At 48.7% G+C, this 13,737-nt stretch carries 13 protein-coding genes and 1 tRNA gene; 11 read left to right on the top strand and 3 right to left on the bottom strand.

Translation table 11 applies throughout. The annotated features are described in order from the left end of the window. Nucleotides 1-66: 66 nt before the first annotated feature. On the bottom strand, nucleotides 67-1,287 hold the full coding sequence (pepT, locus tag H8Z76_RS09045) for a peptidase T (RefSeq protein WP_186982286.1): 1,221 nt from the start codon (nucleotides 1,285-1,287) through the stop codon (nucleotides 67-69). A gap of 97 nt (nucleotides 1,288-1,384) precedes the next feature. On the opposite strand from pepT, the gene H8Z76_RS09050 reads away from it, so the two are divergent. Both H8Z76_RS09050 and H8Z76_RS09055 read left to right on the top strand, forming a co-directional pair. Next, nucleotides 1,385-1,457: transfer RNA gene (locus H8Z76_RS09050), tRNA-Lys, on the top strand. A gap of 268 nt (nucleotides 1,458-1,725) precedes the next feature. Beyond that, the gene (locus H8Z76_RS09055; protein WP_022515105.1) at nucleotides 1,726-2,394 is read left to right on the top strand and encodes a DUF1638 domain-containing protein; all 669 of its coding nucleotides are present in this window, start codon (nucleotides 1,726-1,728) and stop codon (nucleotides 2,392-2,394) included. Here the strand turns inward: H8Z76_RS09055 and trmB are convergent. Further along, the gene (trmB, locus tag H8Z76_RS09060) at nucleotides 2,381-3,019 is read right to left on the bottom strand and encodes a tRNA (guanosine(46)-N7)-methyltransferase TrmB (RefSeq protein WP_186982287.1); all 639 of its coding nucleotides are present in this window, start codon (nucleotides 3,017-3,019) and stop codon (nucleotides 2,381-2,383) included. The genes H8Z76_RS09055 and trmB overlap by 14 nt on opposite strands. 187 nt (nucleotides 3,020-3,206) lie before the next feature. Between trmB and H8Z76_RS09065 the strand changes: the two genes are divergently transcribed. Genes H8Z76_RS09065 through aroB form a run of 9 tightly spaced genes read left to right on the top strand, consistent with a single transcriptional unit; the run spans nucleotide 3,207 to nucleotide 11,813 of the window. Beyond that, nucleotides 3,207-4,628 (top strand): D-alanyl-D-alanine carboxypeptidase family protein, encoded by a 1,422-nt coding sequence (locus H8Z76_RS09065; protein WP_022515107.1) that lies wholly within the window; start codon nucleotides 3,207-3,209, stop codon nucleotides 4,626-4,628. After that, nucleotides 4,595-6,049 (top strand): aminotransferase class I/II-fold pyridoxal phosphate-dependent enzyme, encoded by a 1,455-nt coding sequence (locus H8Z76_RS09070; RefSeq protein ID WP_243240506.1) that lies wholly within the window; start codon nucleotides 4,595-4,597, stop codon nucleotides 6,047-6,049. The genes H8Z76_RS09065 and H8Z76_RS09070 overlap by 34 nt, the downstream gene beginning before the upstream one ends. A gap of 32 nt (nucleotides 6,050-6,081) precedes the next feature. Continuing rightward, nucleotides 6,082-6,675, top strand: coding sequence for a nucleoside/nucleotide kinase family protein (locus H8Z76_RS09075; protein WP_022515109.1), 594 nt, complete (start codon nucleotides 6,082-6,084; stop codon nucleotides 6,673-6,675). A 19-nt stretch (nucleotides 6,676-6,694) separates the two neighbouring features. Beyond that, nucleotides 6,695-7,135, top strand: a complete 441-nt coding sequence (locus H8Z76_RS09080; protein ID WP_022515110.1) for a YaaR family protein — start codon at nucleotides 6,695-6,697, stop codon at nucleotides 7,133-7,135. Between the two features lie 26 nt (nucleotides 7,136-7,161). After that, a complete protein-coding gene (locus tag H8Z76_RS09085) occupies nucleotides 7,162-8,151 on the top strand; it encodes a DNA polymerase III subunit (RefSeq protein WP_186982288.1) in 990 nt (329 codons plus the stop codon). 1 nt (nucleotide 8,152) lies between these two features. Next, a complete protein-coding gene (locus tag H8Z76_RS09090) occupies nucleotides 8,153-9,064 on the top strand; it encodes a PSP1 domain-containing protein (RefSeq protein ID WP_022515112.1) in 912 nt (303 codons plus the stop codon). Next, nucleotides 9,051-9,794 carry a tRNA1(Val) (adenine(37)-N6)-methyltransferase gene (locus H8Z76_RS09095; RefSeq protein ID WP_186982289.1) on the top strand — a complete coding sequence of 248 codons (744 nt, stop codon included), beginning with the start codon at nucleotides 9,051-9,053 and terminating at the stop codon, nucleotides 9,792-9,794. The genes H8Z76_RS09090 and H8Z76_RS09095 overlap by 14 nt, the downstream gene beginning before the upstream one ends. Before the next feature lie 32 nt (nucleotides 9,795-9,826). Then, nucleotides 9,827-10,669, top strand: a complete 843-nt coding sequence (gene rsmI / locus H8Z76_RS09100) for a 16S rRNA (cytidine(1402)-2'-O)-methyltransferase (protein ID WP_022515114.1) — start codon at nucleotides 9,827-9,829, stop codon at nucleotides 10,667-10,669. Between the two features lie 31 nt (nucleotides 10,670-10,700). Continuing rightward, the gene (aroB, locus tag H8Z76_RS09105; protein WP_186982290.1) at nucleotides 10,701-11,813 is read left to right on the top strand and encodes a 3-dehydroquinate synthase; all 1,113 of its coding nucleotides are present in this window, start codon (nucleotides 10,701-10,703) and stop codon (nucleotides 11,811-11,813) included. Between the two features lie 32 nt (nucleotides 11,814-11,845). Here aroB and H8Z76_RS09110 read toward each other — a convergent pair whose 3' ends face one another. Next, nucleotides 11,846-13,645, bottom strand: a complete 1,800-nt coding sequence (locus tag H8Z76_RS09110) for a DUF885 domain-containing protein (RefSeq protein WP_243240507.1) — start codon at nucleotides 13,643-13,645, stop codon at nucleotides 11,846-11,848. Nucleotides 13,646-13,737 lie beyond the last annotated feature (92 nt).

Genomic DNA, 13,737 nt, shown 5'->3' on the forward strand with positions numbered 1-13,737 from the left:
CGGAGAGAAATCTCTGCGATCGTTTTTTGTAATGGCGACGAGGAACGCATCCCGTCTCTGTCGCTGTTATTTTTCAACCGGATGTTTTACAATTTCCTTAATGATCTTTACTGCATGTTCCATGCCTTCTACGGTAATGTGTTCATACGGGCCGTGGAATCCGTAGCCGCCGGTTCCGAGGTTCGGACACGGCAGACCCATATAGCTTAACCGGGCACCGTCGGTACCTCCGCGCACCGGAGTGGAAACAAGCGGAATGCCGACCGTTTTTATCGCTTCGTTTGCGATCTCGATCACATACATATGATCCTTCATGACCTCAAGCATATTGTAATAGCTGTCGGTTACGGTTAAAGATACGGTGTCCGCATGGTATTTTTGGTTCATCTGATCCGCGATGGAAGTAAGAAGCGCCTTGCGTTCCTCAAACCGTTTTCTGTCATGATCGCGGATGATATAAGAAAGCTCTGCGTGCGCGATCTCGCCGGACATATGCATCAGCGAGAAAAAGCCCTCGCGTCCTTCGGTGTGTTCCGGGGTTTCTGCTTCCGGCAAAAGACTCTGGATCTCGCAGGCAACAGCGGCTGCGTTTACCATGATGTCCTTTGCGGAACCCGGATGGACATTTACGCCCTTGATCTTAAAAGAAGCGGCGGCGGCGTTAAAGTTTTCATAGGCGATCTCGCCTTCGTAATCGCCGTCAACCGTGTAAGCGTAATCTGCCTTGAAATAATCAAGGTTAAAAAGATCCGCCCCGCGTCCGACTTCTTCGTCCGGGGTGAAACCGATCCAGATGTCGCTGTGTGGAATGTCCTCACGGATGATCTCTTCCACTGCGGTTAAGATCTCCGCGATCCCTGCTTTATCGTCCGCGCCGAGCAGCGTGGTTCCATCCGTTGTGATGAGGGTGCGGCCCTTAAAATCTTTCAGTTCCGGGAAATCACTGACTTTTAAGAGGTCACCGGTTCCCTTTAACAGAACGTCTTTTCCATCGTAATCAGGAATTACCTGAGGTTTTACATTTTCGCCCGAAGCATCCGGGGCAGTATCCATATGGGAAATAAAGCCGATCGCTTTTTTGGATTCATAGCCTTGGGTCGCAGGCAGAAGCCCATAGACGTAGCAGTGCTCATCTACAGTTACCTGGGACAGATGCATGTCCGTCAGTTCTTTTTCCAGCATGTGCGCCAGTGTGAACTGACGGCTGGTGCTTGGAATGTTTTCCTGGTCGTCTTCGGATGTCGTATGGCAGGAAACGTAGTTTAATAATCTCTCTTGTACCTTCATAAATGTCTCCTTAAATTTTTTTTAAAAATTTCTAAAAAAAAGTGTTGCATTTTTTAGAAACCTATAATATAATATATCTTGCGTTCGACAAGAACAAGCGCTTTTAGCTCAGCTGGCAGAGCACCTGACTCTTAATCAGGGTGTCCAGGGTTCGAACCCCTGAAGGCGCATACTAAAGTATCGGTTTTGTAGGTAGCTACAGGGTCGGTGCTTTTTTTTGTCCTGAAATTTATTGCCAAAAGACATTTTACAATGCCAAACAGAAAAAGTCCAGTGCTTATTTGGAATTGAAGTATTTTTTTACTTCACGGAACGACTTTTTGATCGTAGGGATGCCTTTTCGGTAAAGATCATGTTTGTAAAGACGGTAGAAAATCATTCTGGTCATTTTCATGGAAAATCCTCCTTATAATAAGAGTATATGCGGAAAGGGAAAAAATGAAACGGTTGATCGTATCCTGCGGGATGCTTGCAGAGGAACTGAAAAAAGCCTGCGCGGGGCAAAGTGTGCTTCCGGAGATCATAGAGCAGCCGCGCGGTATGCATGAACATCCAAAAGAGTTAAAAGAAAGGCTCTCGGTGTTGATAAGTGAACATCAGAATGTGGATGAGATCGTTCTGACATATGGACTTTGTGGATACGGCACGGTCGGGCTCATAAGTGAAAACACCAGACTGGTTCTGCCAAGATTTGATGACTGTATCAGCCAGCTATTGTACCGGGAAACAGAGGGGCGCACCTGCCGCTCGAAAATACAGGCAGGGCATCTGTACCTGACCGGTGGATGGATCAAAGACAAAAAATCTGTACTGGGGCAGTGCAAGGAGATCACGGAAACTTACGGAGAAAATGCGCCGGAGATCTTAGATGCGATCTACGGAGGGTATCATACCATGGATGTGATCGACACCGGTGCACATAATATAGAAGAAACAGAAAAAAACGCGGAGGAGATATGCCGTTATCTCCCGCTAAAGAAAGAAAAGATCACGGGTTCGTGCGATATCTTAAAAAGAATCATCTCCGGAGATTATGACGATAATTTTATCGTCTTAAATCCCGGAGATGCAGTGACGGAGCAGATGTTCCGCTTTAACGGCAGATGATCATTTTGCAGATCGGATTGCCCTTGGAGGAAAATTTCTCCTCATATTCGGTCATGATGTTGCCCTCGTTTAAAACCGGATCGTTGTGCAGATCAAAGGTGGATGCCTTTAGCGTCCAGCCGGCTTCGGAAACTTCCTCGAGCGAAAATGTAAAAAGATCCCGGTTGTCTGTCTTGAATTCCAGGACACCGTCCGGCTTTAAGATCTGGTCATAGCGGGCAAGAAACTGTCTGGAAGTCAGTCTGCGCTTGGCATGACGGTCTTTGGGCCACGGATCAGAAAAATTCAGATAGATCTTATCAATGCTCTTTTCATCAAAAACCTCAGGAAGTGCATCTGCGTCCAGACAGATAAAGTGGACATTCGGCAGGGGCGCCTCCTCCATTTTCTGGATCGCGCGGAAAAGAACGCTGGTGTAGCGTTCGATACCGATGTAGTTGATATCCGGGTGTAATGCGGCGAGGTTCATCAAAAAGCGCCCCTTGCCCATTCCCACTTCAATATGAATCGGATTGTCGTTTCCGAAAAATTCTCTCCAGTGATTTTTCATTTCAGCCGGTGCCTGGATACAGTAAGGACTGCTTTCGATCGCTTCTGTCGCACCTTTAATATTTCTAAGTCTCATCGAATACCTCTTTATCAAAATTTTAATACCAGATTTCATTTTACTATAACTACAGGGTGAAAAAAAGTATTTTCTTCCCCTGGACGGGAAAAAATATGGGAAAAGTGTTGCGGCAGGCAAAATTCAATATTATACTAGAAATTGTATCGTTTGAGGTTTGAGACGGAATTTTAAAGGAGTTATTACCATGAAGAAAATAAAAAGAGCTGCATGCATGGCAGTTGCGATCGTGTGTGCGGTATGTTCTATTACTATAAATCCGGGAAAAGTACAGGCGGCAGATTTCTGGCCGGAGGCGCCGGACGTGCAGTCCGCGTCCGCGATCGTGATGGAGGCAAGTACAGGCACGATCCTGTATGAGAAAAACAGCATGGATGCCCATTATCCGGCGAGTATCACCAAGATCATGACGACGCTTTTGGCGTTGGAAAACGGAAACTTAAGTGATACGGTCACTTTTTCCAGTGACGCGGTATACAAGACAGAGGGGTCCGGTATCGCCCGTGATGTCGGAGAGCAGATGACTTTGGAGCAGTGTCTTTACGCGGTCATGCTCGAATCCGCGAATGAGTGTGCATATGCGGTGGCGGAGCACATCGGCGGCACCATGGAGAACTTTGTCTCCATGATGAATCAGAAGGCGGCGGAACTGGGCTGCCAGAATACGCATTTTAACAATCCGCACGGGCTTCAGGATGAAAATCACTATACCTGTGCCTACGATATGGCGCTGATCGCAAAGGCGGCATGGCAGAATGAGATGTTCCGCATCATCACCGGAACGCCATCCTATATGATACCGCCGACCAATAAGCATGTGGACGAGACGCCGCTTCAGAACCACAACTGCATGCTGCATCCGTTCCGCACGGCGAAGCATGTGTATGAATACTGTGTCGGCGGAAAGACAGGATACACCGAAGCCGCAAACTCCACACTTGTGACCTATGCGCAGAAGGACGGCATGACGTTGATCTGTGTGGTGATGGATGTGCAGTCCCCGGGACAGTGGGATGACAGCCGTGCGCTGTTTGACTACTGCTTTGACAATTTCCAGATCCTAAACATTGCGGATAATGAGACAAGACTGTCCGGCGGTGATGTGGATACCGGAGATTTTAATACAAACGAAAAATTCGTGAATATAGATACAAATGGAGCGATCGTCATTCCGAAGACAGCCACGTTTACCGACGCGGTCCCGACGGTGGATGACAGCAACGCGAGCGGAAATGTGGCGGGCAGGATCAGCTATACCTATGCGGATCGTGTCGTTGGCGGCGCGGATATCGTAAAGACCGGCGCGACCGTGGAGCCGTTCGCGTTTGGAAATGTCGATGCACAGACCGATACAGAGCAGGAGACCGAGACGCTTACCGATACGGAGCAGACGAAGGAAAAGACATTTCGGATCAATTTCCGTGTGATCTTACGCATCCTTCTTGGCATTGTGGCGGTAGTGGCAGTTGTGCTGCTTGCACTCTTTGCGTTCTCCAAATTCCAGATCTGGAGAAGAAGGGTTTCCATCGACAGAAATAACCGAAGCCCGTATAAGACGATCAAGGCGTCGAAGAAATGGAAGAAGCGCAGAAGACGGAGAAGAAGATAAGGGAAAATATGGAGCAGCTGGATCAGAAATTAGAGAAATACGCAACGGGCGAAACCTATCCGTTTCATATGCCGGGACATAAACGCGCCGGACTTTTCTTCCCAAATCCTTATCAGATCGATATCACGGAGATCGACGGATTTGACAACCTGCATCATCCCGAAGGGATCTTAAAAGATGGCATGGCGCACACGGCAAAGGTGTTTGGCGCGAAACAGACCTTTTATCTCGTGAACGGGAGCACCTGCGGACTGCTCGCAGCGGTAAGCGCCGCAGTCCCGAAACGCGGCAGGCTGCTGATGGCGCGCAACTGCCATAAGGCGGTCTATCATGCAGCATATCTGCGCGAACTTTCGGTGGACTATCTGTATCCGCAGATCACAGAGGTGGGGATACAGGGAGCGATCCGGCCGGATGAGGTGCGCCTGGCGCTGGCGGGAGAAAAAAAGCACGATGCCGTTGTCATTACATCTCCGACTTATGACGGTGTGGTTTCGGATATCGAAGCGATCGCGCGGATCGTGCATGAACACGGGATCCCGCTCATCGTGGATGAGGCGCATGGCGCGCATTTCGGCTTTTCGGAGGCATTTCCGGTGTCGGCAAAGGCACTTGGCGCGGATGTTGTGATCCAGAGCATCCACAAGACGCTTCCGGCGTTTACGCAGACCGCGCTTTTGCATTTGCAGTCAGACTGGGTTTCGGAAGCAGAGATGAGGAAATTCCTCGGGATCTACGAAACGAGTTCGCCGTCTTATATTTTTATGGCGGGGATCGAGAAGTGTGTGCGTATGCTGGAAAAGGACGGCGGGCGGCTCTTTTCCGATTACGAAGCGAGATTGCGGGAATTTTTTGAAAAAACGAAAAAACTGCAAAAGATCAAAATTTTAAAGAGATCAGATTTTGGCACGGAAGAAGCCTTTGATTTTGACCCGTCCAAACTGATCCTGTCGGTGAGAGATACGGATATGACGGGGCAGGAGCTCTATGATATTCTGCTTTCGCGTTACGGGCTCCAGATGGAGATGGCATCCGGGTTTTATGTGACCGCGATGACAAGTATCATGGACCGGAAAGAGGGATTTGACAGGCTTGCAGAGGCGCTTCTTGCAGTGGACGGGACACTCGGATCTAAAAAAGATGCTTCCGGTGATTTCATCAAACGTGTCTATCGGGAAAACGAAAAGAAAATGGAGATCGCGGATGCGGTGGACGGGGGAGTGCGCAAAGTTTCATTCGATCAGGCGGAGGGAAAGATCGCAGCAGAGTATGTGTATCTTTATCCGCCGGGGATACCGATGCTGGTGCCGGGCGAGCAGATCACCGGACAGGTCGTGGAAAACATGAAAAATTGTGGAAAACTGGGGCTCAATGTCCAGGGAACTGTGGAAGACGGTTGGATAAACGTTGTCAATTTTTAAAGACTATATTATAATTAAGAAAGAGAAACGATATGGGAAAGATATACTGTTTGTTGGGAAAAAGTTCATCCGGGAAAGATACGCTCTTTAAGATGCTCTTGGAAGAGAGCGGGCTGGCGTTGAAGACGATCGTGCCTTATACCACAAGACCGATCCGTGTCGGGGAACAGGAAGGTGTGGAGTACCATTTCGTCACGGAAGAAACGCAAAAGAAACTGGAGGCGGAGGGAAAGATCATTGAGCTTCGGGCTTATGATACGATCTGCGGCATCTGGAAGTATTTTACGGTGGATGATGGTCAGATCGATCTTGCCACGGACAATTATCTGGTCATCGGGACACTGGAATCTTATGTGAAAATGCGGGATTATTTTGGAGCGGAAAAGCTCGTTCCGCTTTATGTGGAAGTAGAGGACGGCGAGCGTCTTTTGCGGGCGCTTACAAGGGAAAGGGCGCAAAAGGAGCCGAATTACGCGGAGCTTTGCAGACGTTTCCTCGCGGACAGCGTGGATTTTTCCGCAGAGAGATTAAAGGCGGCAGGAATTTGCAGATGGTTTGAAAATACGGAGAAAAACACTACCTGCAAAGAACTGGTTTCCTACATAAAAGCCGATATAGAACAATAGGCAACGGGGGTGGGATATCATGGATATCAGAGTAAATCAGACAACATCTTCCGCGCCGGTGGAGGGAACGACACCGGTACAGCAGGACGATGGAACATTCAAGTTTACATTGACCAGCGCGATCGCGGACGCGAGTCTCGAAGAAAAATTAAATCTGCTGCTCAACAACATTTCGGTGCAGGGGCAGCTGATCGCAAGGCATATGGATATCCGTGATATGAAAAAATACCGCGGGCTGATCCGGGATTTCATGAATGAGATCGTGAACCGTTCCCACAAATTTTCGAGGGAGAATTTCCTCGACCGAAAGGGAAGACACCGGGTGTACGGCATCATCCGGCTGGTTGACGAGAATTTAAATGAGCTGGCGGAAGAACTGATCAAGGATGAGACAGATCATATCGCCATACTAAATAAGATCGGTGAGATCGAGGGACTTTTGCTCGATATACTGACATAAAAACAAGCAGGCAGGAGGGAAGACAAATGGCAGGATTTCAGGATATTTTAGGACATGAGCAGATCATTGAGCATCTGCAGAACGCGATAAAAACAGATAAGGTATCTCATGCTTATATCTTAGACGGACCGGATATGAGCGGAAAGAAGATGATCGCGGACGCGTTTTCCATGACGCTTGAGTGTGAAAAGAAAGGAACGGAGCCCTGCATGGAATGTCATTCCTGCAAGCAGGCACTTGGCAAAAATCAGCCGGACATCATTTATCTGCAGCATGAAAAACCGAATACGATCTCTGTAGATGACATCAGAAGCCAGATCAACAATGACATCGGGGTAAAGCCGTACAGCAGCCCATACAAGGTTTATATCGTGGACGAGGCGGAAAAGATGAACGTGCAGGCGCAGAACGCGTTGTTAAAGACCATCGAGGAACCGCCGGCTTACGCGGTGATCCTTCTTTTGACCAACAACGCGGAGATCTTTCTGCCGACGATCCTTTCGAGATGCGTGCGTCTCAGCTTAAAAGCGGTTCCGGATGAGAAGATCAAGGCATATCTGATGGAAAATTACGAAGTCCCGGATTACAAGGCAGATGTGTGCGTGGCGTTTGCGCAGGGAAATGTGGGCAAGGCGATCGAGCTCGCGGAGTCCGAAGATTTTAACGAGATCAAAAATTCGGCGCTTCAGCTGATCAAGCGTCTGGATGATATTGAACTTTATGAGATGACTGAGGCAGTCAAGCAGATCTCAAATTACAAGCTTAAGATCAACGATTATTTTGACCTGATCATGATCTGGTACCGGGATGTGCTGCTTTATAAGGCAACTGCCGATGTAAATAAACTGATTTTTAAAGAAGAGGTCTATGAGATTAAGAAAGAAGCCAGCAGAAGCTCTTATGGCGGGATCGAAAACATTTTAGAAGCGCTTGAGAAGGCAAAGATCCGCTTAAACGCAAATGTTAATTTTGATCTGGTCATTGAATTGCTGCTGTTGACGATAAAGGAGAATTAGGATGGTAAAAGTAGTAGGTGTCAGATTCCGCAGCGCGGGAAAAATATATTATTTTGATCCTGCGGAATGTGATATGAAGGTGGGGACGCATGTGATCGTCGAGACCGCAAGAGGCGTGGAGTACGGAACGGTCATGATCGCACCCAGGGAGGTTGCGGATGACAAGGTTGTACAGCCGTTAAAGTCTGTGATCCGTGTTGCCACCAAAGAAGATGAAAAACAGGAACGGCGCAATAAAGAAAAAGAAAAGGACGCGTTTAAGATCTGTCTCGAAAAGATCGCAAAGCACAAGCTTGAGATGAAACTGGTAGAGGCGGAGTATACCTTTGACAATAACAAGCTGTTGTTTTATTTTACGGCGGATGGAAGAATCGATTTCCGTGAGCTGGTAAAGGATCTGGCTTCGGTATTCCGCACCAGAATCGAGCTGCGCCAGATCGGTGTCCGTGATGAGACCAAGATCCTCGGCGGGATCGGTATCTGCGGCAGGGAGCTCTGCTGTAAATCCTATCTGTCCGAGTTTGCGCCGGTATCCATAAAGATGGCAAAGGAGCAGAACCTTTCCTTAAACCCGACCAAGATTTCGGGTGTCTGCGGCAGACTGATGTGCTGTCTGAAGAATGAGGAAGAGACCTATGAGTACCTAAACAGCCGTCTGCCGAATATCGGAGATACCGTAACAACGATAGACGGAGTCAGGGGCGAAGTGCAAAGCGTCAATGTTTTACGCCAGTTAGTCAAGGTGATCGTTGAGGTCAACGATGAGAAGGAACTGCGCGAGTATAAGGTAAAGGAACTGAAATTCCGCCCGCGCAGAAGAAAAGAGAATCTGAAGCTGTCCGCGCAGGAATTAAAGGAACTTTCCGCATTGGAGGACAAGGGAGGAAAATCGAAACTCGATGACGCAAAGTGATTTTTTACATCCGGGAGAACGGTTTGATGATCTAAACCGCAACGGGTATTCGATCATCCAGGATCCGAAGCGTTTCTGCTTTGGCATGGACGCGGTCTTACTCTCCGGTTTTGCCGAGGTGCGAAAAGGGGATGAGGTGCTGGATCTCGGAACGGGAACCGGCATTATACCGATCCTTTTGGAAGCGAAAACCGAGGGCAGACATTTCACCGGGCTTGAGATCCAAAAAGAGAGCGCGGATATGGCGCGCAGAAGTGTTGCCTATAATCAGTTGGAGGAGCGGGTATCGATCGTGGATGGAGATATCAAAGAGGCATCCATGCTGTTTCCGCCGTCTTCGTTTGACGTGATCACGACAAACCCGCCGTATATGATCGGACAGCATGGGTTAAAGAACAGCGAAGAGGCAAAATATATCGCGAGGCATGAGGTGCTCTGCACGCTGGATGACGTTGTAAAACAGAGCGCGAAGCTCTTAAAGCCGGGCGGCCGCTTTTATATGGTACACCGTCCGTTTCGTCTGGCGGAGATCATGGTGACCATGACAAAGTATAAGATCGAGCCGAAGCGCATGAAACTGGTGTATCCGTTTGTGGATAAAGAGCCGAATATGGTGCTGATCGGTGGGATCCGTGGAGGAAATCCGAGGATGACCGTGGAAAAACCGCTGATCGTATATGAAAAGCAGGGCGTTTATACGGACGAGATCATTGATATTTACGGATATTAAAATTGGATGAGGGATTGACAGAGAGTCAGATTATGGCAGGAAAATTATATTTGTGTGCGACACCGATCGGAAATCTGGAGGATATCACGTTCCGGGTGCTTCGCACATTAAAGGAAGCGGATCTGATAGCTGCGGAGGATACCAGAAATTCTATCCGGCTTTTGAATCATTTTGAGATCAAAACGCCGATGACGAGCTATCATGAATACAATAAAATCGAGAAGGCGTATCAGCTGGTTGAGAAGCTGCGCGAGGGAAAAAATATCGCGCTCATCACCGATGCGGGAACGCCCGGCATTTCCGATCCGGGAGAGGATCTGGTGCGTATCTGCATGGAAGAGGGGATCGAGGTGACATCGCTGCCCGGACCTGCCGCCTGTATTACGGCGCTCACGATGTCGGGGCTTGCGACCAGACGTTTTTGCTTTGAGGCATTTCTGCCGCGCGAGAAAAAAGAGCGGGCGGAGATCGTAAAGGAACTGGAAAAAGAGACCCGCACGATCATTGTCTATGAGGCACCGCATCATCTGATCCGGACACTTGAAGAGCTTTACGCGGTATTGGGTGACCGGAGGATCCGGCTTTGCAGAGAGCTGACCAAAAAACATGAGGAAGTTTTTCCGACGACATTTGCGGAAGCGCTTTCGTTTTATCAGGAAAATGAGCCACGCGGGGAATATGTGATCGTGATCGAAGGAAAAAGCCGCGCGGAGCTTAAAATAGAGCAGCAGAAAGAATGGGAGGCCATGACGTTACAGGAACACATGGCGTATTATGAAGATCAGGGAACAGACCGTAAGGAAGCGATGAAGCTTGTGGCAAAGGATCGGGGGATCAGCAAGCGTGATGTCTATCAGGCGCTTTTGGAGCGGTAAGGATAAAAGATAAAGGAAAAAGGAGGAGTTTATGAGCAATTTTCACGTTGGATTAAAGAAAGTCGTGGATGATTCCTACGATATCGAGATCGGATACGGACTCGAAGAGAAACTGGTCAATGACTTAAAGAATGGCCTGGTTGGCGGTTTGCATAAGTTTGCTGTCGTGACCGATGATATCGTAAAGGATCTGCATGCGGAAAAGATCTGTAACCTGCTTACCGAAGCGGGATTTACGGCGCAGCTTTTTGTATTTCCGAATGGAGAGAAAAGCAAGGTCAGAAAGACCAAGGAAGAAGTCGAAGACGCGATGCTTGCGGCTGGATTTCGCAGAGACTGCTGTATCATTGCGGTCGGCGGCGGCGTTGTGACAGATCTTGCCGGTTTTGTGGCGGGAACATTCGGAAGGGGAATCCCGTTTTTGAATTACGCGACGACACTGCTTGCGGCGGCGGATGCGTCGATCGGTGGAAAGACGGCGGTGGACACACCGCTTGCAACGAACCTGATCGGGCTTTTTAATCAGCCGAAAAAGGTGTATATCGATATCGCGTCATGGAAGACACTGCCGAAGCGTCAGCTTGTGAGCGGACTTGCGGAGACGATCAAACACGCGTGCATGGCGGACATCGAGTTCTTTGCCTATCTGGAAGATCATATGGATGACATCTTCGCGTTTAAACCGGAGGTGCTTGAGCATGTGTCAGAGCAGAACTGCAGGATCAAATATGAAGTTGTCATGAAGGATGAACTGGAAAAGAGTCTGCGTGAGATCTTAAATCTCGGACATACGGTAGGACGCGCGATCGAGACGGTCAGCGGCTATCAGCTTCTGCACGGCGAGGCACTCGGCATCGGACTGACCGCGGAGGTACGCCTTGGAAACAGCTATGGCTACATCAGCGCAGCGGATGTGGATCGTGTGGTATCACTGCTAAAAAAGGCAGGACTGCCGACCGAGATCCCGGATTATATCGACAGAGAGGAACTGATCCATAAACTTTATACCGATAAAAAGGTGCGCGACGGAAAGCTGCGTTTCGTATTCCAGAAAGGGATCGGCGCAGTCATGGAATTTGAAAACGGAAGCTATGCGAGAATGGTTTCCGAAGAAGATGCAAGACGGATCATTGAGGAAATGTAAAGAGGTATCCGTAAGATCAGGGTACAGTCAGGTCAGCTGACTGTACCTTTTTGATTTTCTGCGGAAAGATACACCGGCAGATACTTTTCGAGGATCGGAAAAGGTGCAGGCCCCATGCGCAGGATGGCTTCATGGAAACGGGCATTGGAGTAATCGTCTTTTAAGATGGATCTTGCCTGCTCCTGTAATTGCAGAAACTTGAGATAGCCGATGTAATATTTCTGGTAGTGACCGGGTTCCTCCACGATCAGTTCATAAATTTCCTGAATGGTGGACGGATCGGTAAAACCGTATTTGGCGAAAAAGTCCCGGGTGTCATCCAGTGACCAGCCTTCGTAGTGAATGCCAAAATCGGCGGTGGAGTACAGGCTTAAAATGGCGGACTGGTTTAGCTGCAGGAGTGTGGCGAGATCCTCATCGAGACCGGCATAGTGGTAAGACTGCATTTCCACATAGGTAGCCCATCCTTCGGTATAGCCCGGGTAGTTTAAGATCGAACGCACCGTGGGAATGCCGTAGGTGGAGGTCATGACGGTCTGGTAGAGATGGCCGGGATAACCTTCGTGGGCAAGTGTGGTGAACAGTTTCATTTTTGTGTAGTTGCTTTTCGGGTTGATGTAAATGCAGTTCTGTGAAATGTCGTCGATCGGCGCGGTCAGGTAAAACGCGGGAGCAAGATAGTCGCTTAGGGCGTCATCGACATATTTTACGGTAAACGTTGTTTCGACCGGGGCAGGAAAATCCTCGGTGATCACATCCTTTAAATGGTTTAAGATCGCGGTCGGATCACTGTCTGAAAGGTCATATGATTCGGATGCCACGGCAAGCGACGGATTCTTTTTTAAAAGGGCGCCGATCCCGGAAAGGTCGGAATCACGTCTGTTTTTGACCAGTGCTTCCAGCTCCGGGATGGAGTCGGAAGTGCCGGCGCAGGAGCGGATCACCAGGGTATAATAGTTCTTCCCATCCGGAAGATGGCAGAGCCCTTTTTCATTGTTTCCGGTGCCGGAGAGCTCATTCATGCAGTTTTTCAAATGTTCGTAGGCAGGAAGGACATGCTCCGTGAAGATCTGGCTGTTTTTTGCCTTATAGGCATCTTTCTGTTCAGAAGTTAAAAAGCCTGCGGCATCGATCCGTGTGGTAAACGTGTTTACCAGATAATGGTCATCTTTACTGTTTAAAAACTGCTCGCACTGGGCAATGATATTTTTTGCGGCAAACCCGGACATAAAAAGCCCTGCCTCGGATTTTTCCTGCTCAAATGTGCAGATCCCTTCAAAATAGGTATCCAGCCCGGAAAGAAGTTCCAGATAATCGGTCACATCTTTCTCGTTGCGAAAGGTGTACTCCGCAAGCAGGATCGGGAGTTCTGCCTGTGTGCCGGTGGAGGATCGGAGTGGCTCGTCGTAGTAATAGTAGGCGGAACCGGACAGCTCTGCATTGATGAAGTCGGAGAGGACATCGTAGGTCATCTGCTCGGGAACGGACAGCTGCTCCCTGGAAAAACCGGATAGGATGTGGTTTGCGTTTTCCAATTCCAGAAGCGACCGCTCATGGCTTTTCTTTCCGATCGAACCAAGCGATACCTTGTAGTCCTTTATCCCGTAGGAAGCGGGATTGGCAAGCGTATAATGCAGGTTTATGGTGTTTGAGGTGATGCTCTCCCGGAACAGATCGGTGCAGAAACAGTCAAAACTTGTGTAAGTTTTCTTTAAGCTGCCATCCGCCGGCTGGGAGAGCAGAAGAAAGGAAAAGGCGGACAGGGTGGCGAAGATGCCGTATATGGGAAGATATTTTTTCTGGAACATATGGTGAAACGAGATTTTTTTCATGGAAGATCCTAAGGAATGTGCTTGGTTTTATCATATGTTGGAACAAACCGGTATTATGCAACATAAAATGAACAAAAAAAGAAAGGGGCAGG

Source organism: Roseburia yibonii, from assembly GCF_014297335.1.
In the GTDB taxonomy this organism is placed as follows: domain Bacteria; phylum Bacillota; class Clostridia; order Lachnospirales; family Lachnospiraceae; genus Roseburia_D; species Roseburia_D yibonii.